This window comes from Amycolatopsis sp. NPDC058340, assembly GCF_042723975.1.
Lineage (GTDB): Bacteria > Actinomycetota > Actinomycetes > Mycobacteriales > Pseudonocardiaceae > Amycolatopsis.
Genome location: NZ_JBHXIB010000026.1, coordinates 73,127 through 98,712, shown reverse-complemented (window position 1 = coordinate 98,712; position 25,586 = coordinate 73,127). Strand labels below are relative to the sequence as shown.

The 25,586-nt window shown below is 70.1% G+C and carries 18 protein-coding genes; 12 read left to right on the top strand and 6 right to left on the bottom strand.

The features are described 5' to 3' along the window. Positions 1–70 precede the first annotated feature (70 nt). Positions 71–2,704, top strand: coding sequence for a valine--tRNA ligase (locus ACFWIW_RS26020; protein WP_378370843.1), 2,634 nt, complete (start codon positions 71–73; stop codon positions 2,702–2,704). A gap of 83 nt (positions 2,705–2,787) precedes the next feature. On the opposite strand, the gene ACFWIW_RS26015 is transcribed toward ACFWIW_RS26020, so the two are convergent. Both ACFWIW_RS26015 and ACFWIW_RS26010 read right to left on the bottom strand, forming a co-directional pair. Next, on the bottom strand, positions 2,788–3,663 hold the full coding sequence (locus ACFWIW_RS26015; protein WP_378370842.1) for an SGNH/GDSL hydrolase family protein: 876 nt from the start codon (positions 3,661–3,663) through the stop codon (positions 2,788–2,790). Positions 3,664–3,770: 107 nt separating this feature from the next. Beyond that, a complete protein-coding gene (locus ACFWIW_RS26010) occupies positions 3,771–4,400 on the bottom strand; it encodes a class I SAM-dependent methyltransferase (protein WP_378370841.1) in 630 nt (209 codons plus the stop codon). 70 nt (positions 4,401–4,470) lie between these two features. Between ACFWIW_RS26010 and ACFWIW_RS26005 the strand changes: the two genes are divergently transcribed. Both ACFWIW_RS26005 and ACFWIW_RS26000 read left to right on the top strand, forming a co-directional pair. Next, the gene (locus tag ACFWIW_RS26005) at positions 4,471–6,147 is read left to right on the top strand and encodes a bifunctional folylpolyglutamate synthase/dihydrofolate synthase (protein WP_378370840.1); all 1,677 of its coding nucleotides are present in this window, start codon (positions 4,471–4,473) and stop codon (positions 6,145–6,147) included. Continuing rightward, a complete protein-coding gene (locus ACFWIW_RS26000) occupies positions 6,144–6,539 on the top strand; it encodes a DUF4233 domain-containing protein (RefSeq protein ID WP_378370839.1) in 396 nt (131 codons plus the stop codon). Before ACFWIW_RS26005 ends, ACFWIW_RS26000 begins: the two co-directional genes overlap by 4 nt. 55 nt (positions 6,540–6,594) lie before the next feature. Here ACFWIW_RS26000 and ACFWIW_RS25995 read toward each other — a convergent pair whose 3' ends face one another. Then, positions 6,595–8,979 carry a penicillin acylase family protein gene (locus ACFWIW_RS25995; protein ID WP_378370838.1) on the bottom strand — a complete coding sequence of 795 codons (2,385 nt, stop codon included), beginning with the start codon at positions 8,977–8,979 and terminating at the stop codon, positions 6,595–6,597. Positions 8,980–9,137: 158 nt separating this feature from the next. Between ACFWIW_RS25995 and ACFWIW_RS25990 the strand changes: the two genes are divergently transcribed. Next, positions 9,138–10,688 (top strand): alkaline phosphatase D family protein, encoded by a 1,551-nt coding sequence (locus tag ACFWIW_RS25990; RefSeq protein WP_378370837.1) that lies wholly within the window; start codon positions 9,138–9,140, stop codon positions 10,686–10,688. On the opposite strand, the gene ACFWIW_RS25985 is transcribed toward ACFWIW_RS25990, so the two are convergent. After that, a complete protein-coding gene (locus tag ACFWIW_RS25985) occupies positions 10,642–11,535 on the bottom strand; it encodes an NAD(P)-dependent oxidoreductase (RefSeq protein ID WP_378370836.1) in 894 nt (297 codons plus the stop codon). The genes ACFWIW_RS25990 and ACFWIW_RS25985 overlap by 47 nt on opposite strands. A gap of 112 nt (positions 11,536–11,647) precedes the next feature. Here ACFWIW_RS25985 and ACFWIW_RS25980 point away from each other — a divergent pair, with 112 nt between their 5' ends. The 4 genes from ACFWIW_RS25980 (at position 11,648) to ACFWIW_RS25965 (ending at position 16,741) form a co-directional block, all read left to right on the top strand. Beyond that, complete coding sequence (locus ACFWIW_RS25980) at positions 11,648–11,995, top strand: winged helix-turn-helix transcriptional regulator (protein ID WP_378370835.1); 348 nt, start codon at positions 11,648–11,650, stop codon at positions 11,993–11,995. 64 nt (positions 11,996–12,059) lie between these two features. Next, positions 12,060–12,470 carry a nucleoside-diphosphate kinase gene (gene ndk, locus ACFWIW_RS25975; RefSeq protein WP_005158515.1) on the top strand — a complete coding sequence of 137 codons (411 nt, stop codon included), beginning with the start codon at positions 12,060–12,062 and terminating at the stop codon, positions 12,468–12,470. Positions 12,471–12,525: 55 nt separating this feature from the next. Beyond that, positions 12,526–13,269 (top strand): maleylpyruvate isomerase family mycothiol-dependent enzyme, encoded by a 744-nt coding sequence (locus ACFWIW_RS25970; protein WP_378370834.1) that lies wholly within the window; start codon positions 12,526–12,528, stop codon positions 13,267–13,269. A 127-nt stretch (positions 13,270–13,396) separates the two neighbouring features. Beyond that, positions 13,397–16,741, top strand: a complete 3,345-nt coding sequence (locus ACFWIW_RS25965) for a phosphodiester glycosidase family protein (protein WP_378370853.1) — start codon at positions 13,397–13,399, stop codon at positions 16,739–16,741. Positions 16,742–16,794: 53 nt separating this feature from the next. On the opposite strand, the gene ACFWIW_RS25960 is transcribed toward ACFWIW_RS25965, so the two are convergent. Next, complete coding sequence (locus ACFWIW_RS25960; RefSeq protein WP_378370833.1) at positions 16,795–17,802, bottom strand: M14 family zinc carboxypeptidase; 1,008 nt, start codon at positions 17,800–17,802, stop codon at positions 16,795–16,797. A 118-nt stretch (positions 17,803–17,920) separates the two neighbouring features. On the opposite strand from ACFWIW_RS25960, the gene ACFWIW_RS25955 reads away from it, so the two are divergent. The 3 genes from ACFWIW_RS25955 to ACFWIW_RS25945 are packed head-to-tail and all read left to right on the top strand — an operon-like array spanning position 17,921 to position 20,479. Beyond that, positions 17,921–18,835 (top strand): ABC transporter ATP-binding protein, encoded by a 915-nt coding sequence (locus tag ACFWIW_RS25955; RefSeq protein WP_378370852.1) that lies wholly within the window; start codon positions 17,921–17,923, stop codon positions 18,833–18,835. Then, entirely contained in the window at positions 18,835–19,650 is an 816-nt protein-coding gene (locus ACFWIW_RS25950; protein WP_378370832.1) for an ABC transporter permease, read from the top strand. Before ACFWIW_RS25955 ends, ACFWIW_RS25950 begins: the two co-directional genes overlap by 1 nt. Before the next feature lies 1 nt (position 19,651). Continuing rightward, complete coding sequence (locus ACFWIW_RS25945; protein ID WP_378370831.1) at positions 19,652–20,479, top strand: ABC transporter permease; 828 nt, start codon at positions 19,652–19,654, stop codon at positions 20,477–20,479. A 4-nt stretch (positions 20,480–20,483) separates the two neighbouring features. On the opposite strand, the gene ACFWIW_RS25940 is transcribed toward ACFWIW_RS25945, so the two are convergent. Continuing rightward, on the bottom strand, positions 20,484–21,914 hold the full coding sequence (locus ACFWIW_RS25940; protein ID WP_378370830.1) for a S8 family serine peptidase: 1,431 nt from the start codon (positions 21,912–21,914) through the stop codon (positions 20,484–20,486). Between the two features lie 525 nt (positions 21,915–22,439). On the opposite strand from ACFWIW_RS25940, the gene ACFWIW_RS25935 reads away from it, so the two are divergent. Continuing rightward, positions 22,440–25,490 (top strand): translation initiation factor IF-2 N-terminal domain-containing protein, encoded by a 3,051-nt coding sequence (locus ACFWIW_RS25935; RefSeq protein WP_378370829.1) that lies wholly within the window; start codon positions 22,440–22,442, stop codon positions 25,488–25,490. Positions 25,491–25,586: the final 96 nt, after the last annotated feature.

The window sequence follows — 25,586 nt, the reverse complement described above, 5'->3', positions numbered from 1 at the left end:
ATCGGCTGGGAACGGCGGGCGTTACGGCCGGTGAGGAAGTCGGTGGAGGAGGTTCGTAGACTTGTCAACTGTGACCGAGAACGCCCAGCCGCAGCAGACCGACCTTCCGGGTACCTGGAACCCGGCCGACGAAGAAGCCTCGCTCTACCAGCGTTGGGTAGACGCCGGCTACTTCACGGCCGACCCCACGTCGGACAAGCCGCCGTTCACGGTAGTCATCCCGCCCCCGAACGTGACCGGTTCGCTGCACATCGGGCACGCGTTCGAGCACACCCTGATCGACGCCATCACCCGCTACCACCGCATGCTCGGCGACGAGACGCTGTACCTGCCGGGCATGGACCACGCGAGCATCGCGGTCCACGCGCTGGTCGAGAAGCAGCTCCGCGCCGAGGGCACCAGCCGCCGCGAGCTCGGCCGCGAGGCCTTCGTGGAGCGCGTCTGGCAGTGGAAGAACGAGCACGGCGGCAAGATCCTCGCCCAGATGAAACGCCTCGGCGAGGGCGTGGACTGGACCCGCGAGCGGTTCACCATGGACGACGGCCTGTCCAAGGCCGTCAACACGATCTTCAAGAAGCTCTACGACGACGGCCTGATCTACCGCGCCGAGCGGCTGGTCAACTGGTCGCCGGAGCTGCGGTCGGTGCTGTCCGACGCCGAGGTGAAGCACGAAGAGGTCGAGGGCGAACTCGTTTCGATGCGCTACGGCGACGGCGAGAACGCGATCGTCGTGGCCACCACCCGGATGGAGACGATGCTCGGCGACACCGCCGTCGCGGTCCACCCGGACGACGAGCGGTACACGCACCTCATCGGCACCGAGGTCGAGCTTCCGCTGACCGGGCGCAAGATCCCGATCGTCGCGGACAAGCACGTCGACCCGGAGTTCGGCACCGGCGCGGTCAAGGTGACCCCCGCGCACGACCCGAACGACTTCGAGATCGGGCAGCGTCACGACCTGCCGATGATCACGATCATGGACGAGCAGGGCCGCATCGACGGCACCGGCACCGAGTTCGACGGCATGGACCGGTTCGAGGCTCGCGTCGCGGTGCGGGAGAAGCTGCGCGAGCAGGGCCGCATCGTCGCGGAGAAGCGTCCGTACCTGCACAGCGTCGGGCACTCCGAGCGGTCGAAGGAGCCGATCGAGCCGCGGCTTTCGCTGCAGTGGTTCGTCAAGGTCGGCCCGCTCGCGAAGGCCGCCGGCGACGCGGTGCGCGACGGCCGTGTGAACGTCCACCCGGCGGAGATGGAGAAGCGCTACTTCGACTGGGTCGACAACCTGCACGACTGGTGCATCTCGCGCCAGCTGTGGTGGGGCCACCGCATCCCGGTCTGGTACGGCCCGAACGACGAGGTCGTCTGCGTCGGACCGGACGAGGAGCCGCCTTCGGGTGAAGGCTGGACCCAGGACCCGGACGTCCTCGACACCTGGTTCTCCTCGGGTCTGTGGCCGTTCTCCACCCTGGGCTGGCCGGAGAAGACGCCGGACCTGAACAAGTTCTATCCGACGTCGGTGCTGGTCACCGGCTACGACATCCTGTTCTTCTGGGTCGTGCGGATGATGATGTTCGGCCTCTACGCCACCGGCGAGGCGCCGTTCAAGACCATCGCGCTGCACGGCATGGTCCGCGACCAGTTCGGCAAGAAGATGTCGAAGACCGCGGGCAACGGCGTCGACCCCATCGAGTGGATGGACTCCTACGGCACCGACGCGCTGCGCTTCACCCTCACGCGGGGCGCCAACCCGGGCACCGACGTGCCGATCGGCGAGGAATGGGTCGCCGGCTCCCGGAACTTCACCACGAAGCTCTGGAACGCCACCAAGTTCGCGATGATGAACGGCGCGGACGCGAACGCCCCGCTGCCGCCGTCCGCCGAACTCACCGAGGCCGACCGCTGGATCCTCGGCAGGCTCGGCAACGTCGTCGACGAGGTCACCGGCTACCTGGCGGACTACCAGTTCGCGAAGGCCACCGACACGCTCTACCAGTTCACCTGGACCGAGCTGTGCGACTGGTACCTGGAGCTGTCGAAGGTCCAGGTCTTCCAGGGTGACGAGGCCCGCGTGACGGCGACCCGCGCGGTGCTGGGGCACGTGTTCGACACGGTGCTGAAGCTGCTGCACCCGTTCATCCCGTTCATCACCGAGAAGCTGTGGACGGCGCTGACCGGCCGCGAGTCGCTGGTGATCGCCCCGTGGCCGGTGGCCGACGCCTCGTACGCCGACCCTGTGGCGGACAAGCGGATCGCGGACGTGCAGAAGCTGGTCACCGAGGTCCGCCGCTTCCGCGCGGACCAGGGCCTCAAGCCCAGCCAGAAGGTGGCCGCGCGGCTGTCCGGCGACGGGTTCGCCGAGATCGCCGGGCACGACGAGCCGGTCCGCTCGCTGGTCCGGCTCACGCAGCCCGAAGAGGGCTTCGCGCCGAGCGCGTCGCTCGAGGTCGGGCTGTCGGCCGGTGTGGTGACCGTCGAGCTGGACCTGTCCGGCACGATCGACGTCGCCGCGGAGCGCAAGCGCCTGCAGAAGGACCTCGGCGCGGCGGAGAAGGAACTGGCGCAGGCCGAGGCCAAACTCGGCAACCAGGCCTTCATCGACAAGGCGCCGGAGCCGGTGATCGGCAAGATCCGGGCCCGCAAGGAGACCGCGGTCGCGGATATCGAGCGCATCAACGCCCGGCTGGCCGCCCTTCCCGCCTCCTGACCTCGTGAGTGGTAAGGACGGTTCTAACCGTCCTTACCACTCACGAGACCCGAGCGGCTCGGTACCGGCGCCTGCTCGGTGGCTCAGCGGAGGTGCCTGAGGACCACCGCGGCCACGCCCGCCATCCCCGTGCGGTACGGGTGGTAAGCCGCCGCGGCGAGCAGTTTCGTGTGTTGCCCGTTGATCCACGCGGCACCGTTCTTCGCGCAGGCGTCGTGCCCGGCCGACGGACCGAAGGTGTCCACGAAGGTCGATTTGCCATCGGCGGCGACGGCCTTCTCGATCGCCGAGTTCAGCGCCTTTTCGACGTCGTTGAGCCAGGCGTAGTCGCCCTCGGCGAAGGGCAGGATCTTCGGGCAGTAGCCGCGTTCCGGCGCGATCCGCGGGTAGCCGACGACGAGCACGTCGGCGCGCGGCGAGCGGGCGTGGATCCCGGCCAGCACCTTCTCGACGTTCTTGCCGGTGTCGGCGATCTTGGCCTTGATGGTGTCGACGCCGCCGACGGTGAACCTCTCCTGGCACGGGTTCCCGGTGGGATCGCTCGCCCGCAGTGCCGGGCAGGTGCCGACCAGCGTGCCGAAGACGCCGTAGTCGTTGCCGCCGATCCCGACCGTGACCAGGTCGGTGTTCGCCCGCAGGGCGCTGAACTGGGGCGGGTTGCTGCCGAGGGTGACGCTCTGCCGTCGCGTCATGTTGGTGGTGTCGGCGCCACCGCAGCTGATGTCGGTGAAGGAACGGACCCGCAGCGCCGCGGCGAGCATCGACGGGTAGTTCTGCGTCGACTTGCCGCAGAAGAGCGGATCGAGGCGGGGGAGCGGGATGAGCGGCCCGGAGGTGTAGGAATCACCCAGCGCGACGTAATTCCGGTATGACCGCGTGGTGGCGGTGGCCGCCGTGGCGGAGGCGATCAGCAGGACGACGGTCGAGACGGCCGCGAACAGGACGCGTCTGTAGCGCATGAGAACCCCGATCTCCGGACTGGATGGCCTCTCAAAAATGAACCGGATCCGGCCGGGACGGGGCCGCCGATCGGGTGGACGAGCGGTGGTTTCACCCGCTTGGGGTGTCACATCGGGTGATCGACTTCCGGCCGCCGGTAGACGAGGAGGTAGCGGAAGAAGAGCAGGTTCCGGACCTTGCTCCCGGGCAGCAGGCGGTCCGCGTCGCGCCGGACCCGGTTCATCGGCGGGAAGGTCTCCACGATCGGCGCCGTCGGCAAGGGATCGGCGCCGCCGTTCAGCCGGTCGCCCGCGTAGACGACCACCCTGGCCAGCGCGTTGACCGGCGAGGCCACGAGAGCGCGCGCGTAGTCGGCGAAGGTGCTGGGCCTGCCGAGGCCGAGCACGGCGAGCACACCGCCGGGGACCAGCGCGTCACGCAGCTTCGTGACCGTGTCGAACGGCACGTGGTGGAGCATCGCCAAGCAGGAGATGAAGTCGTACGCCTCGTCCGGCAGTTTCTCGGCGACCACGTCGGCCCGCCGGTACGAGATCGTGCCAGGGCCGGGCGAGCCGGCGGCGCGGGCGAGGTCGATCATCGGACCGGACCGGTCGATCGCCTCGACGTGCATCCCGGTCGCCGCGAGCCGCCGCGCGAACCGGCCGCTGCCGCAGCCCACGTCCAGCGCCACGCCGGGGCCGGGAGGCAACTGGTCGAGCAGCAGCGGGTGATAGTGGTCGTTGTGGTTGAACCCCATGCGTCGAGAGTGCCAGGAAAAGCCGCACGTAGACTCGGCGTGACAGGTAGCAAGGCTAAGAGGAGAGTTCGTGCCGCGAGGTGACGGCCGGGATTCCGAAGATTTCAGGGAATCCCCGGACCTGGCAGATCTGGACAGTTTCGCCGGTGTCGACGAATTGGGGGCCCGCGCCCACGATCCGTCCGACGACACCGACCCGGATCTGGACGCACCCGACGCCGCGTACCAGGCGGGCGGCGGTTCACGGGGCGGCATCGGCGGGATCGGGCAGCTGGGGGACAACCTCGCGCTCGGCCCCGTGCCGGACCTGGTCGCCCCGGAGGACGTGGAACTGCACGAACTGGACGACCAGGGCGACGAGTTCGCCCCGTCCGACCCCAACGGGCAGCAGGCGCGCCGCGAACTGCTCGCCGTCGAGGCCGAGCTGAACCAGCGCTGGCCCGAGACCAAGATCGAGCCGTCCCTCGCGCGGATCGCGGCCCTGGTCAACCTCATGGGTGAACCGCACCGCGGGTACCCGGTGCTGCACGTCGCCGGGACCAACGGCAAGGGCTCGACCACCCGGATGATCGACGCGCTGCTGACCCGGATGGGCCTGCGCGTCGGCCGGTACACGAGCCCGCATCTGCAGCTGGTCACCGAGCGGATCGCGCTCGACGGCGCCCCCATCTCCGCGGCCGCGTACGTCGACCTGTACCGCGATGTCGCGCCATACGTGACCATGGTCGACAACGCGGGCGGGCCCGACGCGGTGCCGATGAGCAAATTCGAGGTGCTCACCGGGATGGCGTTCGCCGCCTTCGCCGACGCGCCCGTCGAAGCCGCGGTCATCGAAACCGGGCTCGGCGGCTCCTGGGACGCCACCAACGTCGTGGACGGCGACGTCGCCGTCATCACCCCGATCGGCGTCGACCACGTCGAGTACTTCGGTGGCTCTCCGGCCAAAGCCGCGGTGGAGAAGGCCGGGATCATCAAACCCGGCAGCGTCGCGGTCATCGCCGAGCAGGAGCCCGAGGTCCAGAAGATCCTGCTGGAACGCGCCATCGAGGTCGACGCGAGTGTCGCCCGCGCCGGAAGCGAGTTCGGCGTGCTGGAGCGCGAGGTCGCCGTCGGCGGGCAGATGCTGAAACTGCAGGGCCTCGGCGGGGTGTACGACGAGATCTTCCTGCCGCTGCACGGCGCTCACCAGGCCGCCAACGCCGCTCTGGCGCTGGCCGCCGTCGAAGCGTTCTTCGGCGCGGGCAAGGACAAGCAGCTGGTCATCGAGGCCGTCCGCGAGGCCTTCGCCGAGGTCGAGACCCCCGGCAGGCTGGAGCGCGTCCGAGCCGCACCGACCGTGCTGCTCGACGCCGCCCACAACCCGCACGGTGCCAAGGCGCTCGCGACCACCGTCGCCGAGGAGTTCGCCTTCCGCCGTCTCGCCGCCGTGGTCGGCGTGATGGCGGAGAAGGACGCCCGAGGCATCCTGGACGCCCTCGAACCGGTGGTGTCCGAGATCGTCGTCACCAAGAACTCGTCCCCGCGCGCGATGCCGCTCGACGAGCTCAACGACGTCGCCATCTCGATCTTCGGCGAAGACCGGGTCGTGGCCGAGCCCAGCCTGGACGCCGCGATCGAGACCGCCATCGGCCTCGTCGAGCAGAGCGACGACCCCGAGGAGCCGCTGGCGGGCGGCGGTGTGCTGGTCACCGGCTCGGTCGTCACCGCGGGCGAGGCCAGGACCCTGTTCGGTAAGGAGCCGGCGTGACCGACGAGACCTCGAAGCCGCCTGCCAAGGACCCGATGAAGTCCTTCCGCGGTGTGATGGCCGGCTCCCTGATCATGGAGGGCATCACCGTCGCGCTCGCGCTGCCGGTGGTGGCGAAACTCGGCGGCGGTGTCGGCTCGTTCACCGGCTGGTCGGTGATCGTCATCGCGGTCGCGCTGATCGTGCTGTGCGGTTTCCTGAAGAAGCCCTGGGCCGTGCCCGCCGTGCTGGTGCTGCAGGTCGCGCTGATCGCCTTCTTCGTCGCGCTGCCCGCCGTGGCGATCCTCGGCGTGATCTTCCTGGGGATCTGGCTGTGGCTGCTGTGGCTGCGCCGCGATGTGGCGCGGCGAATGGCGGCCGGAACGCTGCCGAGCCAGCAACAGGCCCAGTAGGCCTCGTGAGTGGTAAGGACGGTTCTAACCGTCCTTACCACTCACGAGGTTTTTGTCACCGCAGCCTCACCACCTTCAGCTCCGGCGACCGCGCGATGTCCGCGGCGCAGAAGCGTCCCCGCACCCAGCCGCCCCGCGAGTACAACCGCGTTTGGTCGGCGAAATGCGGTGACGTGACGTCGGTCGACTGCGAGTAGGTCATGATCGTCGAGACGTCCGGGCAAGAGGCCTTCCCGCTGAATCCGACCACCTGCACGTAGCTGGATCCGTGCCCGACCTCGTGGTTGCCTCGCGCCGGATCCCACTGCGCCGTGATCACGTTGAGCACGCCGAGATCGCCCGGCCCGCCGTGGATCGGGATCCGCTGCCCGGCCCGCGTCACCGTCTGGTGGTCGCCGAGCCTGCCGTCGACCGGGATGCCGTTGGCCCGGAATTCCGCGAGCGTGTCACCGAAAGCCTTTTGCACGCCGGGATTCCCGGTCGCGAGGGTGTTCGGCGTGGTGACCGGCCGATTCGGGTCGAACGGGACCTGCCAGATGCCCCGCAGCCCGCCGATCCGGTCCGCGAACCGCTCGAAGAAGAGCGCGCCCCGGCTGTCGAGCCGGAACGTGCGGTCCCAGGACGCCAGTGTCGCGCAGGCGTTGCCGACGGGCACCGGTCCCGACGTGGACGGAGCCTCCCCGCCGGGGAAGGCCGCGCACATCTTCGCCGTGTCGGCGGCCGCGAGTTCGGCCGTGCGGCTTCGGTCGCGGTACAGCATGTCCTTCATCGACGACGGCGTGAATCCCTTGCCCGCCAAGCCTTCTTCGGTGGCGATCAGTGCTTCCCTCGTCCGGTCCGACCGCTGGGTGCCGGTCGAGCCGACAATGCGGGGGAGCGGTGCGATCGGCGCGCGGGCGTTGGAGAGCCAGGCGCTGTCGTTGGCGTTGAGTTCGTAGTCGCGGCGCTGCTGCAGCGGCAGCCGGGACGGCGCGAACAGGCCCGGTTCCAAGGAGCCGGGGTCGGAACCCCAGTCGCACGACGATTTCGAACCGTCCAAAACGGAGACGCCGGAGCCGGGGAAGAGAGCCCGGCCGAGCGGGGTCCCGCAGTTCGCGGCCCGCTCGTCGGTGACGTGCGGGACGACCTGGATGTCGCTGTACAGCGCGTTTCCCGCCCGGTCGGCGGCGATGGTGTTGACCCACGGGACGCCTTGGGTGCGCGCGAGCGCGTCGGCGACGTCCGTGGTGCCGCGTGCTCCGGCCAGTTCGAACCAGGTGTTGAGGCCGCGCAGGTTGCCGGCGTTGCCGTCTCGCAGCGCGTGCGCGGATGTCGTCGTCCAAGGCGTTGGCACGCCGAACGCCGAACCGATCACCTGGCCGTATCGCGTCCCGTAGAAGGTGCGGGCGACCTGCCGCCGCTCCCCGCTCGGCTCGCGGACCTCGACCTTGACCTCCTGCGCGGTCATCTTCTCCGGTTTGCCGTCGACGAGGTACGTCGTCGGGTCGCCGGGGGTGAGCGGTACTTCGAAGAGGCCGAACGTGATCGCCGTCGACACCGTATGCGTCCACGCGACGTCGGCGTTGTGGCCGATCTGCGGGAGCGGGAGCCCCAGCAGGCTTCCGCCCGCGACGTCGAACCGGCCGGGAATGGTCAGCTGCGACTGCCAGAACCGGCGCCCGCCCTGCCACGGATAGTGTGGATTCCCGAGCAGGAGGCCGCCGCCGGACTTCGTTCCGTCGCCGCCGACGGCGATGCCGTTGCTGCCGAGCTCGCCGGTCTTCATGGTCTTCCGGAGCCCGTCGGCGATCTTCGGCGCGGACTCCGGGCCGGCGGCTGGAGTGTCCTTTGTGGACGGAGGCTGTGTGCGGACGAGGTCGGGCGCGAGCAGACCCTGCCCGCCCACCGAGGTGATGGCGTAGAAGTGCCGGTAGAAGTCCAGCTCGGTGATCGGCCGGACCCAGTCCGCGCCACGGCACACCGGATCGGTGATGCGCTGGACGCCGGTCTGTTCCAGGTAGGCGTTGTATCCCGCGACGTAGCCGGCCGCCAGCTCCCGGACCTCGGCCCGCGGGCCGTGTGGCGCGGGCCGCGCGAGCAGCCGCTCGATCACTCCCGAGTCGTTGATCCGCTGGAAGTGCAGATCGCTGTCGAGGTTGTTCTCCGCCTCGCTCATCGCCGGATTGCCCTGGCCACCGGCGCCGAAGTACGCGGATCGGCGCGCGGACACCGTCAGATAGGTGTTCGCGAGTTCGCAGATGTTGTCCTTGGCCGCGGCGAACCCGTAGCCGTAGCCGAGCCCGTCGAAGTCCTTCGCCGCGATATGCGGGATGCCGTACTCGGTGTAGCGGATCACCGCCCGGGACCGGCCCAGCTCGTCGGCCGACGAGACGCCCGTCGTCAGGCCCGATACCGCCAAGGCCGCGGTGAGCAGCACGAGACCGCGCTGGAATCTTCGCATCGTTCCCCCATCCGGATCGACCATCCCCGTGATCGAAAGTACCTGCGCGGACACGGGGAGACATCGACCGAACGGTTGAGCCGGCTACCGCCCGTTCGTTCATCACCAGGTCAACCGCCGTTGGCCCACCGGCCGTGACCACGGGATAGAACCGCGCCATGACCGCAACCCACCACAACCGCCGCACGCTGCTCAAAGCCGGTCTCACCGGCGCCGGAGCGGTCGCGGGCGGCCTGCTCCTCCCCGGCACCGCGAACGCCGTCCCGCTGCTCCGCCGCGACCGCCCGGTGCTCACCCACGGCGTCCAGTCCGGCGACGTCACCACCGGTTCCGGCATCGTCTGGTCGCGCGCCGACCGGCCGTCGCGGCTGATCGTGGAGGTCTCCCGGGATCCGTCGTTCCGGCACGCACGCCGTGTGCGCGGCCCGGTGATGAGCCCGGAGACCGGCGGCACGGGCAAGGTCCGCGTCGCGGGTCTGCCGCCGGGGACCGAAGTCCACTACCGCGTGACCGCGGAAGACCTCGACGGCCGCACCAGCAGCGAAGCCGTCACCGGGCGCTTCGCCACCGCCCCGGTCGGCCGCTCGGACGTCCGGCTGCTGTGGTCCGGCGACGTCGCCGGGCAGAACTGGGGCATCAACCCCGAACTCGGCGGCATGACGATCTACCGCGCGATGGCCGACCGCCGTCCCGATCTGTTCCTCCACTGTGGAGACACGGTCTACGCCGACGGCCCGCTCACCGAGACCGTCGCGCTGCCCGGCGGGCGCGTGTGGCGCAACATCGTCACCCCGGAGAAGGCGAAGGTCGCCGAGACGCTCGACGAGTACCGCGGCCAGTTCGCCTACAACCTCCTCGACGAGAACCTCAAGCGCTTCACGGCGAATGTGCCCGCCTATGTCCAGTGGGACGATCACGAAGTCGTCAACAACTGGTACCCAGGGGAGATGCTCGACGACCGCCCCGAATACACCGAAAAGCGTGTCGACGTGCTCGCCGCCCGCGCGTTCCAGGCGTTCCACGAATGGCACCCGATCGACCGGCGCCAGGCCGTCGACGGCCGCGTCTACCGCAACTTCCGGCACGGTTCCCGCGCCGAGGTCTTCGTGCTGGACATGCGGACCTACAAGGACGCCAACACCTCGGACCAGACCAAGCCGGGCCGGATCCTCGGCGACCGTCAGGCCCGTTGGCTCGTCGACGCGCTCGACCGCAGCACCGCCACCTGGAAGATCGTCCAGGCCGACCTCCCGATCGGTCTCACCGTCCCGGACGGCAAGGCCATCGAGGGCGTCGCAAACGGCCTTCCCGGCGCGCCCGGCGGCCGCGAGACCGAACTCGCCTGGGTGCTGCGGGAGATCTCGCGGCGCCGGGTGCGCAACGTCGTCTGGCTGACCGCCGACGTGCACTACACCGCGGCGCACCACTACTCGCCGGATCGCGCTTCCTTCACCGAGTTCGATCCGTTCTGGGAGTTCGTGTCCGGTCCGCTCAACGCCGGCGCGTTCGGTCCGAACAAGCTCGACCCCACCTTCGGGCCGGAAGCGGTGTTCGTGCACGCCCCGCCCGCCGCGAACACCTCGCCGGCCGACGGCTTCCAGCACTTCGGAGAGGTGAACATCGACGGACGGAGCGGCGCGCTCACGGTCGACCTGAGGGACGCTACGGGCGCGTCGCTGTGGTCGAAGACCCTGCGGCCCCAACGCTGAGCAGTTCGGTCAGGACCGAGATGCTGCGATCGCCATACCCCGCCTCGACGGCCCGCCGCACGAGGTCGTGCATCGGCAGCTGCCACGCGACGTCGACGCCCTCCTCGGCCAGTCCGAGGTCGGCGGCGGCGCCGGCGTGGAAGATGTCCACCGAGGACGCGGGCGCGGAGTAGTCGCCGCTGTCGATTTCCTTGGCGAGGCTCGGAAGCACCGAGATGATCATCTCGAACCACTTGGTGGCGTAGGGCAACATCGTTCCGGCTTCGAGCCCGCGCGACCGCAGCGCGGCGGCACCCTGGAAGAACCCGACCAGCGCGGGCAGCAGGGTGCCGCCGACGGCCGTCTCGTACAACGCCGCCAGATCGGTTTCCCCGCCGAGATGGACGGTGTCGCCGCCCAGCACCCGCAACGTTTCCCGGTATTCGCCGAAAACGGCCTTGTCGCCGCCGTAATACAGCAGCGTGTCCGGCGCGCCCACGGCCGACGGCACGTTCTTGATCGCCCCGTCGAGGTATCGCGCGCCGTGCTCTTTCGCCCATTCGGCCATCCGGCGCGCCTCCGCCGGTGAACCGCTGTTCAAGGTGACCAAAGCGCGTCCGGTCAGCGAAACCGCATCCAGTGCCGCTCGAGTGTCTTCGTAGGTGGTCAGGCAGGCGATGGTCAACGGGCTCGCCCGCACCGCGTCGTCGGCCGTCGCGGCCCGATTCGCCCCGCGGGCGACGAGAGGATCGGCCTTCGAAGCCGTCCTGTTCCACACGGTGGTCGGATGCCCGGCCGCGAGGAAAGCGCCCGCGAGGGCCGAGCCCATCGAACCGAGGCCCACGACGGTCACCGGTGTCTTCGGCATTTTTCGCTCCAGTCAAAGGAAATCTTCGGGATGACTCCATGCTGGGCTGTCGCGTACATTCGATCAAGTACCTACTATTTTGCCGGGTACCGACAAAAAGGTAAGTGGAGCGATGACCAAGAACCGCACGTTCACCTGCGGCCTCGACGCCGCGATAGCCGTCGTCGGCGGCAAATGGAAAGGGCTCATCCTGTTCGCGCTCCAGGACGGGCCGCTGCGTTTCGGGGAGCTGCGGCGCGCGGTGCCCGGTATCAGCGAACGGGTGCTGATCCTGCAACTGCGCGAGATGGAGACCACCGGACTGCTGCATCGCGAGGTGTACCACCAGGTTCCGCCGAAAGTGGAGTATTCGCTGACGGAGTTCGGGGATTCCCTCAACACCGCGATGGCCGTGCTGGGGGAGTGGGGCGAGGAGCACCTCGACCGCATCGAGGCCATTCCCTGGTCCGACGTGAAGTGAGCGGTGAAGCACCCAGTAGGCTCCGGGCGAATAGCACGAATCCCACCCAAGGAGTAATACCGCCGTGACTGAACGCACGCTGGTCCTCGTCAAGCCCGATGGCGTCGCGCGCGGCCTCGTCGGCGAGGTCATCGCTCGCATCGAGCGCAAGGGCCTGAAGCTCGCCGCCCTCGAACTGCGCACCGTCGAGCGCTCGGTCGCCGAGGAGCACTACGCCGAGCACAAGGAGCGCCCGTTCTTCGGCGACCTCCTCGAGTTCATCACCTCGGGCCCGCTGGTCGCGATCGCCGTCGAGGGCCCGCGCGCCATCGCCGCCTTCCGCCAGCTCGCCGGCGGCACCGACCCGGTCGAGAAGGCCACCCCGGGCACCCTGCGCGGCGACTTCGCGCTGGAGACCCAGTACAACCTGGTGCACGGTTCGGACTCCCCGGAGTCGGCCGAGCGCGAGCTCAAGCTCTGGTTCCCCGAGGTCTGACACACTCGTGGACGGCGCGGGAGCGCCGCGCCGTCCACGAACCTGGGGAGCCACGATGACACCGGACGAGTACCTGGAGCGCCTGCGGGAGCTCACCACCGGTTTCGTGCGGGTCGCGAGCACCGGGGACCACGCCGCGCCCGTGCCGTGCTGCGGCGACTGGCGCCTGCGTGACCTGGTCGTCCACCTCGGCAACGTCCACCGCTGGGCGGCCGGGATCGTGCGCACCGGCGACCCCGCCCCGCAGGACCTCGAAGCCGAACCGGGCGGGGATCTCGCCGCCTGGTACCGCGAAAGCGCGGACGAACTCATCGAAGCGCTGCGCGAGGCATCTCCCCAGGACGGCGCCTGGAACTTCACCGCCGCCGACAAGACCAAGTCCTTCTGGTTCCGCCGCCAGGTCCACGAGACCGCGGTGCACCTGCTCGACGCGCACCGCGCGGCAGGGACCGGATACGCACTGGACCCGTCCCTCGCCGCCGATGGCGTGGACGAGGTCCTCCTCGGCATGCTGCCGAAGGTGAAGCGCTGGCACACCCCGCCGACGGTCACCGTTCCGTTGCTGCTGAAGACATCCGACACCGGACACGCCTGGTTGATCACACCGCCGGGTGAAACCGACGTCCCCGGCTCGCGGCAGGCGGACCTCGCCGAAGCCGCCGGCGCCGTCGTCGCGGGGACCGCCGAAGCGCTGGACTTGCTGCTGTGGCAACGCATCGAGCTCGACGGGGCGGGTCTCGAAATCACCGGTGACGCCGCGGCGGCGAAGACCTTCCTCGCCGGGCCTCTCACGCCCTGACCTTCGCGCCCTACGCCGTTCGGTTCACGTTCACCTCGGGGTCTTCTCCTGGCGGCTCGCGTCCGCTGTGCTGAGCGATGCTGCCTATCACTCGATCGTGGGGTAATTCGTGAGAAATTCACGCCTGTTGCTGCTCGCTGCCCTGCTGCCCGGATTGTTCGTCGCCCCACCGGCGTACGCCGATCCCTTGGCCGCTCCGCTCGGCCCGGCGCCCGTCGAAGCCGCCCCAGCGGCCTCTTCGGCGAAGGAGGGGCCGTCCGCGTACGCCGTGGCGGCGCCCGACGACGGCCTCGTCACCACCAGCGCGACCTCGCGGGTGGCGCCGGGGCTGAGCCTCACCGAGTTCGACCGGTACGACCCGGCGGGCTGGATCCGCGGCGACACCCTCGCCGTGGACCTCACCAGCAAGACCCTCAAGCCGGCATACCTCAGCCCCGGCACGGTTTCCGCGCGGACACCGCTTTCGCAGCAGGTCGCCAGGGCCGGTGCGGTCGCCGGGGTCAACGGCGACTTCTTCGACATCAACGCGTCCGGCGCGCCGATCGGCGTCGGTATCGACGCCGGTAACCTCCAGACGGCGCCCGCGCGCGGCCACAACCTGACCGCGTCGATCACCGAGGAAGGCAAGGCACGGCTCGCGGAGGTTTTTCTCGACGCGTCGGTCACCCTGCCCGGCGGCAAGGTCGTGCCCGCCTCGAACTTCAACAGCCCTGTGCTGAGCGGCGACGCGATCGGCGTCTACACCCCGTTGTGGGGCGCGTCCTCGCGGCGGACCTCGGTCGCGGGCGCCAAGCGCGTCGTCGAGATCGAGGTCTCCGGCGGCGTGGTCACGCAGGTGCGGCCACAGCCCGCCGACGGCCCGATCGCCGCGGGAGCGACGATCCTGCTCGCCCGTGACGGCGGCGTCGATTCGTTGTCCGGCTTGAAGCCTGGTGACAAAGTGGGCGTCGCGTACGCGCCGAAGAGCGACGCGGGCAAGCTGTCCGTGTCGGTCGGCGGGAACAAGGTCCTGCTGCGTGACGGCGCCGTCCAGCCGGTCGACAACGTCGCCATGCACCCCCGGACCGCGGTCGGGTTCTCCGCCGACGGCACGAAGATGTGGCTGGCCACGGTCGACGGCCGCCAGGCGGACAGCCGCGGCATGACCGAACTCGAACTCGCGCGGCATATGAAGTCGCTCGGCGCGGACGACGCCATCAACCTCGACGGCGGCGGCTCGTCGACGATGCTCGCCCGCGAAGAGGGCGAGAAGTCGCCGCTGGTGCGCAATTCGCCGTCGGACGGCGGGGAACGCCTGGTGCCCAACGGGATCGGCGTCGCCACCGTGCCGGGAAGCGGGCGGCTGACCGGATTCGCGCCCGCTCCCGCGCAGGACACCACCGACGCGACGCGCGTGCTTTCCGGGCTGACACGGAAACTCGTCGCCGGAGGTCACGACGAGACCGGCGCCGCCGTCGACGCCCACGTCCAGTGGCTCAGCACGAATCCGTTGCGCGGCACGGTGACCGGCGGCCTGTTCACCGCGCACGCCGACCGGCTCCGGCCGGACGCGCCCGCGAACGTCGACGTCTACGCGAAACGCGGCGGAGTGATGGGCAAGACCACGCTGAACGTCCTCGGGTCACCCGTCCGGCTGGGCACGAGCACCGAACAGGTCGCGTTGTCCGGCGAAGGCGCGAAGAGCACGTTCAAGGTCTTCGGCTACGACGCCGACGGTTACGGAACGTGGATCGAGCCCGACGACGTCAAACTCGACTACGACCCCGCGGTGGTGAAGATCGAACCGTCCGGTGACGGGTTCGCGGTCACCGCGCTGAAGGCGTCGGGCGCTTCGGCGATCACCGCCACCGCGGGCGGGAAGGTGACGCATCTGGCGGCTTCCGTCGGCACGGAATCCCGGGTGGCGGCACCGCTGGACGGCCCGGCGGGCTGGACCGCCAGCGTCTTCCCCGCCGTCGTCGGCGCCGCGCTTTCCGAGGCCCCCGGCCGTGACGGCGGACGCGGTCTCGCGCTGGACTACCGGCTGAACGGGACCAACGCCACGCGTGCGGCGTACGTCAACTCGGCGGCGCCGATCGCGCTGCCGCCGGGCACCCAGCGGGTCGGCCTGTGGGTCAACGGCGACGCGAAGGGCGCCTGGCTGCGGGCGGAACTCCGTGACGCCGCCAACGTCCCGTCCGTCGTGGACCTGTCGCTGAGTGTCGACTGGACGGGCTGGCGTTACGTCCGCGCGGCGATCCCGGCCGGGCTCCCCGACGGGCAGCGGCTGACGAAGTTCTACGCCGTCGAGAACGTTCCCGCCCAGCAGTACGAAGGACGCCTGGTCTTCGACGACCTCACCTTCGAGGTCGCGCCCGCGGCCGCCGTCCCCGCCGATCCGGCGCCGCGTGATCCGGCGCTGATCACCGACGGTGCCGCGACCGGCGGCCTGCGGATCGCCGTGGTCAGCGACGCGCAGTTCACCGCCGACCAGCCGAATGGCCCGCTGGTCGCCCAGGCGCGGCGCGCGCTGCGCGAGGCGGTGGCGGCGAAACCGGATCTCGTGCTGATCAACGGCGATTTCGTCGACCGGGGCACGGCCGCCGACTTCGTGCTGGCGAAGTCGATCATCGACGAGGAGCTCGTCGGCAAGGCGCCCTGGTACTACGTTCCGGGCAACCACGAGGCCGACGGCGGACACGGTCTGGCGGAGTTCCAGGCGGCGTTCGGGGAGACCCATCGCGTCGCCGACATCGCCGGGATCCGGTTGGTGCTGATGGATTCCTCGCGCGGATCGCTGCGCGCGGGCGGGTTCGACCAGATCAGGATGCTGCGCGAGGCGCTCGACGGCGCGAAGGCGGACCGGAGGATTCGCGGCGTGGTCGTCGCGATGCACCATCCGGTGAAGGATCCCAGCCCGACCGGTAATTCACAGCTGGCAGACCGCAAGGAAGCCGCCATGCTGACCGGCTGGCTGACCGCCTTCGAACGCGAGTCGGGAAAGCAGACGGCCGCGATCGCTTCGCACGCGGGCGTTTTCAACCTTTCGCGCGTCGACGGCGTGCCGTATCTGGTGAACGGCAACTCCGGGAAGTCGCCCGCGGCGGCTCCGGGTGACGGCGGGTTCGTCGGCTGGACGATGGTCCGGTTCGAACCGGGCGACAAGGCGCAGCCGGTGCGGTTCGAGACGCGGCCGAACGTCGACGCGCTGACGCTGTCCGGGCCCTCGTCGCTGGCGCGCGGGGAGAAGGCGGACATCCGGGCCGTGGTGACGCAGGGAGCGCGTCAGGTGCCGGTTTCGTACCCGGTCAGCGCGGACTGGAAGGGCGGCTGGGGTACGCATGTCGCCGGCGGATTCCGGCCGGCGATGCCTTGGGACGTCGCGTCGTTCGATCCGGCGAGCGGGGTGCTGACCGCGCTGCGGCCGGGGACCGCGAACCTCTCGGTCACCGTGAATGGGGTGACGAAGAGCCTCTCGGTCACCGTCCGCTGAACGACCTCGTGAGTGGTAAGGACGGTTAGAACCGTCCTTACCACTCACGAGGCTCAGGCGGCTTCGTGCGCCTCTTCGACCGTCCCCGGCAGCGCCGGACCCCGCGGCGGGATCGTCTCGGCGTCGGCCGGATCCACCGTCCGCACCGAACCGTCGGCCGCGGCCCGCGCGATCGCGAGCATCGAAGCCCGCGCGTCCTGGATCTGCTGCTGTTCCCGCTCCGGGATGAGGCTCAGCTCGATCAGCACGCTGCCGTTGCCGAGCAGTCCGTACCCGTTGCGCGCGATGCCTTGGTAGTCACCGCCGGGGTACTGCGAGACATAGCCGCCGTTACCGTCGATCGACCGTTGCACCACGACCGCGATCTGCTTCGCGAAGTCCACATCGGACGGTTTCACGCCCGGATGCGTCGGCCACATCGTGGAAGCCGTGATCTCCCGGCCGTTCGCGTCCCGGTAACGGCCCTGCATGTGGTAATCGACCATGATGTCCGGCTTGAACGCCGCGTTCCGCCGCTGGATCAGGCCCGCCTCGGTGGCCGGGTTGTCCTCCGGCGCGACGGCCGGGTCGTGATAGCGGTTGATGTCGTACCCCTTGCCCTTCTCACCGTATTCGGGAGTGGCGTCGGGGTCGTAGTTGTAGCGCCAGTCGCGCTCGTGCCCGTCGGGGTTGGCGCGCACGACGATGTCGACGGTCACCTTCGCGAGCAGCTTCCGCGCCCACGCGCTGTTCCCGACGCCGACCTCGCGCAGGAATTCGAGCGCGGCGGGGGTGCCGAGCGGCTCGTCGCCGTGCTGCTGGGTGACGTACTGGATCCGGGTCTTGCCGTGTCCGACCCTGGCCGCCCACACCGGACGGCCCTCGTTGCTGCGGCCGATCTGGTCCACCCGGATCCTGCCGTGGCTGAGCGCCGCCAGCTTGTGCAGTTCGAAGGCCAGCTTGGCGGTGGACGGACGCGGGTCGACGGCCCGGCCGGTTTCGGCCGCTTGCGCCGCGGGAGCCACCAGGAGCCCGGCGCTGACAAAAACGGACAACAGGGCGATTTTGGGCTTGAGACTCATGGTCGGTGAGTATCGACGAGCGGGCAACGGCCGACAAGGGCCGGGATAAACCGGTCGAGTTTTGTCGGTGGCAGGTCCTAGGGTGCCTACCGTGGGTGACTCGGAGCACGAATCGGCGATGGTGCAGGCGAAGGCGTTGGTCAAGCGTTTCGGCGATTTCGAGGCCGTACGCGGGATCGACGTCGAGGTCCGCCCGGGGGAGGCCTTCGGCTTCCTCGGGCCCAACGGCGCGGGCAAGTCCTCCACCATGCGGATGATCGCGAGCGTCTCCCCGCGCACCGACGGCGACCTGCGGGTCCTCGGGATGGATCCGGACGTCGAGGGGCCGAGGATCCGCGCCCGGCTCGGCGTCGTGCCGCAGCAGGACAATCTCGACACCGAGCTCACCGTCCGGCAGAACCTGCAGATCTACGGCCGCTACTTCGGGCTTTCCCGCGCGCACGTGCGGAGCAAGGCCGAGGAGCTGATGGAGTTCGCCCAGCTCACCGACCGGGCGAACGCGGAGGTCGATTCGCTCTCCGGCGGGATGAAGCGGCGGCTGACCATCGCACGGTCCCTGGTCAACGACCCGGAGCTGCTCCTGCTCGACGAGCCGACCACGGGGCTGGATCCGCAGGCCCGCCACCTGTTGTGGGACAGGCTGTTCCGGCTCAAGGCAGGCGGGACCACGCTGATCATCACCACGCACTACATGGACGAGGCGGAGCAGCTCTGCGACAGGCTGGTCGTGATGGACAACGGCCGGATCGCCGCCGAAGGCTCGCCCGCGGACCTGATCAGCCGGTACTCCACCCGCGAGGTCGTGGAGCTGCGCTTCCCGAACGGCGAGCAGGAGGCGGCCGCGAAGCGGATCGAAGGCCTCGCCGAACGCGTCGAGGTCCTGCCGGACCGCGTCCTGCTGTACACGATGACCGGTGAGGCCACCCTCGAACAGGCGCACGCTCGCGGGCTGCGTCCGTTGTCGAGCCTGGTCCGCCGCAGTTCGCTGGAGGACGTCTTCCTCCGCCTCACCGGCCGGACGCTGGTGGACTGATGACCACAGCGCAGACGAAGGCGTCGACGGGCCGTGTGGTCTCGCGCTGGGCGGGAGCCTGGCTGCGGGTCGAGGGCCATTGGATGTGGTATCGCCGGTATTGGGTGTCCACTTTGTACTCGACGGGCCTGCAACCGGTGCTGTTCCTGGCCGCGATGGGCCTCGGCTTCGGCTCGCAGGTCCAGGCGGGCGCGGCGACGGGCGGGTTCTCCTATCTGGAGTACGTCGCCCCGGCGCTGCTCGTCGCCGGTGCGGCGCAGCTGGCGGTGGGGGAGTCGAGTTACCCGGTGCTGTCGGGTTTCAAGTGGCAGCAGGATTACATCGCCGTCACCGCCACTCCGATCACGCCGGGGCAGGTGCTCGGCAGCCAGATCATGTGGGTGAGCCTGAGGTTGACGCTGGCGGGCGTGATCTACGCCGTCATCGCGGCGCTCTTCGGGTCCTGGACCAGTTTCGGCGTTCTCGCCGTGATCCTGATCGGGACGCTGACCGGCATCGCGTGCGGCACCCCGGTGATGGCGCTGGCGGCGACCACCTACGACGAGGGCACCCGGTTCGGCCTGGTGTTCCGGTTCATCCTGATCCCGATGACGTTGTTCTCCGGCACGTTCTTCCCCATCGGCGAACTGCCCGCCCCGTTGAGGTGGATCGCCTGGATCTCTCCGCTGTGGCACGGCAACGAGGCCGCCAGGGCGGTCAGCCTCGGCACCGTCGGCCCGCTCGCCACGCTGGGCCACCTCGCCTTCCTGATCGTGCTGGCCGGGGCGGGCTGGGCGTTGGCGCACAAGTACTTCTACCGACGGCTGGTGGTCTGAAATGGCGGTGCTCACCGAAGCCCCGCGCCGCGGGGTGCTGCTGCGCGTCCTGCCGTCCGCGCTGTACAGCGGCCGGTCGACGGCGGTGCTGGAGCGCACCTTCCTGACGTACTCGCACGCCTGGATGCTGTTCGTGTCCGGCGTCTTCGAGCCGCTGTTCTACCTGATGGCCTTCCAGCTCGGCTTCGGCAAGCTCGTCGGCGAGGTCGTCGGGCCCGGCGGCCAGGTGATGAGTTACGTCGCCTTCGTCGCGCCCGGCCTGCTGGCGGCGTCGGCGATGAACGGCGCGATCCTCGACTCGACGTACAACCTGTTCTTCAAGCTCAAGTACGCGAAGCTGTACGACGCCATGCTCGCCACCCCGATCGGGCCGCTGGACATCGCGCTCGGCGAGGTCGGCTGGTCGGTGCTGCGCGGCGGGATCTACTCGGCGACCTTCCTCGGCGTGATGACCGTGATGGGGCTGCCCGGGTCGTGGTGGGCCCTGTTGATGATCCCGGCGGCGCTGCTGATCGCGATGGCGTTCTCGGCCATCGGCATCGTGCTGGTGACCTTCCTGCGGTCGGTGTCGCAGTTCGACTACATCAACCTCGTGCTGATGCCGCTGTTCCTGTTCTCCACGACGTTCTACCCGCTTTCGGTGTATCCGGCGGGAATCCAGTGGATCGTGCAGATCTTCCCGCTGTACCACGGCATCGAGCTGATGCGAGGGCTCTCGGTGGGCGTCCTGTCGTGGGGCATGGTCGGCAACGTGGCGTACCTGGTGGCGCTGGCGGCGGTCGGGATCTACGCGTCCTCGAAGCGGTTCGGCAAGCTCCTGCTGCGCTGAACCGTCACCGAGCCGGGTTCGGGCCCGTCCGCCGGGGCGCCACCGCGGCCAGCGCGTCGACCATCCCGTGCCCGTAGAAGCCGTTGAACCCCGCGTAGCCGGTGCAGTACGCGTCCTGTGAGCCGTCACCGGTCAGGTCGTAGTCGGCGGGACACGCGATCGGGGTGGCCTGGGCGTCCAGCATCCGCCGCAGCTGACGGGCGCTGTGGCCGGGATGCGTCGAAGCGAGCAACGCCGCGACCCCGGCGACATGCGGCGCCGCCATCGACGTCCCGCACAGCGGCGCGTACCCGCCGGGAACGGTCGAAAGCACGCACTGCCCCGCCTCGCCACCCGGAGCGGTCACGTCGATCACGCCCAGCCCGTACGAGCTGTAGCCGGCCTTGACCCGCTCTTCGCTCACGGACGACACCGCGACGACGTCACGCAGACCGGCGGGGAGCGCTTGACAGCCCTCGGCGTGGCGCCGGGCACCCGAGCGCGGTGACGGCACCAGCTCGGCGGCTTCGTTGGTCGCCGCCGCGACGTTGAGGGTGCCCGCCGAGGTCGCGTACTCGACGGCGCGGGCCATGACCTCGTTCACCACGCCCCGTTCGTCGGCGTGGGCGCACGAGAGCGACCACGGATCGACGAAGTAGCTGCTGTTCGTCACCGCCATGCCCTGTGAGGCGGCCCACATCAGCCCGCAGACGGCGGCTTCGGGGTCGGCGTACCCGCGATCGTCGATCACCTTCACCGAGGCGATCCGCACGCCGGGCGCCACCCCGGTGACACCTTTGCCGTCGTCGGCCGCGGCGATGACCCCCGCGACGTGGGTGCCGTGCACCGACGTCGTCGCGGCCCAGTTCCGGTCGGGCGCGCCGGTCAGGCAGCCCGCGGACTTGCCGGGGTCGAGGGCGTTCGCGAGTTCGGGGTGGGTCGGGTCGACGCCTGAGTCGAGGACGCCGACGACGACGTCCCGGTTGCCCGGCTCGATCGCGTGGGCCTTGTCGGCGCCGATCGCGCGCATGTCCCACTGCTCGCCGGTGCGGTCGGCGGTGGGCACCTTCGCCGGATCCGTGGGTGCTAGTTCGGCGCGGGCGGGCGCGGACCTGGCCGGTGACGTGCCGTTGGCCCGCTGCACGGCCAGCCGTTCGGCCTGCGCGCTGAACGCCGCGGCGGGCCGGACCAGTTCGGCGAAGTCCCGGTCGGCCGAGGTCGCCACGGCCACGGCGATCTGCGGGTAGTAGACGGTCGTGCCGCCGCACCCACCGGCGACGGCCGCCCTGGCTTCTGCTTCGGAAGTGCCCTTGTCGAAGGCGACGACGTAACGCAGTGCCCGTCCCTGGGGATGACACGAGGGCTCGGCCTCGGCCGTCGCGACAGCGGCGACCGAACCGCAGAGCACCACCAAGGCGCATACGGCCGCTCGCAGGGAACGCCCCAGCAGGGACACCGGACCTCCCACCGGAGAACATCGGGCAACGGGGGCACCGCCGCCTACGCTTCAGTACCCCCGAGCGGCACGCTAGCCACCCTCGGCCGGGTCGACAAGCTCTCCCGCGAAGTTCGCTCGGCCGGTGGCCGCGGCGCGCCCGGGAGCCAGGTCTGTGGCACCGAGTACACCGGAGTGGGGCCGGGGTGTGGGATACTCGCGGTGGCCGCTGGCCGACGGGCACACGTGAGAGGTGGCGCTCGCGGTCTCGTGGCCCGGTGGTGTGCTGCACATCCTCCACACGCGTCGCCGCTGTATGCGGCTCGACGACGTGGCGGGCGGCCCGATGTCGCGAACGTGGCCAGCGCTCCGCCGAGCAGACCTTCAGCCGTACGCGGCGCCCGGACAACCCCGGCGCCGTCGCGGTGCCGGGCAAGGATTCCCGCTGCTGGTGACCACCACGGCGGAACGAACAGAAAGGGGCCCCTGCGCGGCCGCGTCGAGCCGGTGTGAGCCAGCCGACGCGCCCGGGGGCGGAGGAGATATATGTCGAACGCGGACACACCCGCCGTCACCGGCGGGAATACCGCCACACCCATCGCAGGCCAGCTGGGCGAACTGCCTCCCCGGATCCGGGTGCACGCGCTGGCGAAGCTGCTGGGATCCAACAGCCGTGAACTGATGGCCAAGCTCGGGGAGCTCGGCGAGACCGTACGCAGCGCGCAGTCCAGCGTCACCCGTGAGGTGGCGCACAAGCTCGCCGAAGCCCTCGCCGGTGGAGACGAGCCCGAAGCCGCCGAGGCGGCGCCTGCCGCCGAGGCTCCCGTCGCCGAGACCCCGGCGGCACCCGAGCCGAAGCCGGAGGCCGAGCCGGAGCCCGCTCCGCAGGTGGAGGCCCCTTCGCGGGGTGTTCCGCCCGCGCTGGCCGCCCCGGTGACCCCGGAGCCGCCGCAGCCGACGACGAAGCGTGCCAGGGCCGCTGTGCACGTCCCGGTGTTCGCCGCGCCGTCGCCGGTGTTCCTGCCGCCGGAGCCCGTCGCGGCGAAGCCCGCCCGCAAGCCGGAGCCGGCCTTCAGCCCGACCGAGGAAACCGCCTCCGACGAGGACGAGACGCAGACGGAGCAGGCCGAAGGCCAGGGCACCGACGAGGACGGTGACGACGCCAACGGCCGCCGCCGCCGTCGTCGCGGACGTCGTGGTCGCGGCCGGGGCAAGGGCGGCGACGAGAGCTCGGCCGAGTCCGAGAACGAGGACGAGCAGCCTGCCGAAACCCCGCGAGGTCGTCAGCAGCGCGCGAAGGACGCCGACGCCGAAGAGACCGGCGCCGAGACCACCGAAGAAGCGTCCACCGAGTCCGATTCGGACAATGACGGCGATTCGGACGGCGGCAGCAAGCGCCGCCGTCGCCGCCGCCGTCGCAAGGGCGGGGACGACGACAACGCCGAGGCCACCAGCGACGACCCGCCCAACACGGTCGTCCACGTGCGCCAGGCCAAGGCCGCCGAGACCGAGCGCCCCGCGCGGGACGAGGTCCGCAGCGTGCGCGGCTCGACCCGGCTCGAAGCCAAGCGCCAGCGCCGCCGGGACGGCCGTGAGGCGGGCCGTCGCCGCGCGCCGATCCTGTCCGAGGCCGAGTTCCTCGCCCGCCGCGAGTCGGTCGAGCGCACCATGGTCGTCGCCGAGAAGGGTGAGTCCACGCAGATCGGCGTGCTCGAGGACGGCGTCCTGTGCGAGCACTTCGTGACGTCGTCGGGCACCGGCTCGATCGTCGGGAACGTGTACCTCGGCCGCGTGCAGAACGTGCTGCCGTCGATGGAGGCCGCCTTCATCGACATCGGCCGCGGCCGCAACGCCGTGCTCTACGCCGGCGAGGTCGACTGGGACGCCGCCGGTCTCGAGGGCAAGGCCCGCAAGATCGAGCAGGCGCTCTCCACCGGCGATTCCGTGCTTGTCCAGGTCACCAAGGACCCGGTCGGGCACAAGGGCGCCCGGCTGACCACGCAGATCTCGCTGCCGGGCCGCTTCCTGGTCTACGTGCCCGCGGGCGGCGCCACCGGTATCTCCCGGAAGCTCCCGGAGAACGAGCGCCGTCGCCTGAAGGACATCCTCAAGCGCATCGTCCCCGAGGACGCCGGTGTGATCATCCGCACCGCGTCCGAGGGCATCAGCGAGGAGGAGCTGGACCGGGACGTCCGCCGCCTCAAGGCGCAGTGGGACGTCATCAAGGAGAAGGCCGAAGCCGGCAACGGCGGCAAGAAGAACAGCGCCCCGGTCATGCTCTACGAAGAGCCGGACCTGCTGGTCAAGGTCGTCCGGGACCTGTTCACCGAGGACTTCGCCAAGCTGGAGATCCAGGGCGACAAGGCCTGGGACACCATCTACAACTACGTGCAGCACGTGGCGCCGGACCTGGCGGATCGCGTCAAGCGGTACACGGGCACCGGTTCGGCCTTCGCCGACCACCGCATCGACGAGCAGATCACGAAGGCGCTGGACCGCAAGGTCTGGCTGCCCTCGGGCGGGTACCTGGTCATCGACCGCACCGAAGCGATGACGGTCATCGACGTCAACACCGGCAAGTTCACCGGATCGGGTGGAAACCTCGAGGAGACGGTGACCAGGAACAACCTGGAGTCGGCGGAGGAGATCGTTCGCCAGCTCCGGCTCCGGGACATCGGCGGCATCATCGTCATCGACTTCATCGACATGGTGCTCGAGTCCAACCGTGAGCTCGTGCTGCGACGGCTGACCGAATGCCTCGGCCGCGACCGCACGCGTCACCAGGTCGCCGAGGTCACCTCGCTCGGCCTGGTGCAGATGACCCGCAAGAAGATCGGCACCGGGCTGCTCGAGGCGTTCTCGACGCCGTGCGAGCACTGCAAGGGCCGCGGTGTGGTCGTCTCGACCGAGCCGCAGCGCACCGGTGGCGGCGGCAACGGTCACAGCCACGGCGGTGGTGGCGGCGGCAAGGAGCAGGGCTCCCGCCGGTCCCGCGGCCGGGGCAAGGGTGAGGACCAGGGCCAGAACGAGCCCGCCGCGGCGAAGACCGAGGCGCCCCCGGCGCCCGCCCAGCGCGAGTCGGTGGTTTCGGCGGTCCAGGCCGTGGCCAACGCCACCAAGGCGGCCAAGGGCGAGCACTCGCACGAAACCACCGAGAACGTCGAGGGCGCCGCGCTCAACGGTCACGCCCCTCAGGCGGCTGAGCAGCCCGCTGAGCCCGTTGCCGAAGCGACCGTCGAACAGGCGGCCGAGGCGGCCGCTGAGCCGGTCTCGGAGCCGGTCGCAGAGGCACCCGCGACGGAACTCGCCGGTGAACCGGTGACGACTCCGGACGACGAGGCCCCGGCCGCGCGCGAGGAAGAGATCGCCGTCGTCGCGGAATCGGGCCCCGAGCCCGAAGTGCCCGAGGTGCCGGTGACGCCTGAGGCTGTTGTGACAGAAGAGGTTTCCGAGCCCGAGGCTCCTTCCGCTCAGGAGGAGACCGAGCCCGAGGTGGACGTTCCGGCCCCGGCCGTGCGCTCCACCACCCGCCGTCGTCCGCGACGGGCGGCCTCACGGCCGGCCGGACCGCCGGTCAAGGCGTCGGAAAAGAGCTAGTGAACACCTAGGGGCACCCCGGTGTGATCGCACCGGGGAGCCCCACGTAACCTGTAGAACGGCCCGCCACCTAGAGCGGGCACCTTGCGCAGCATC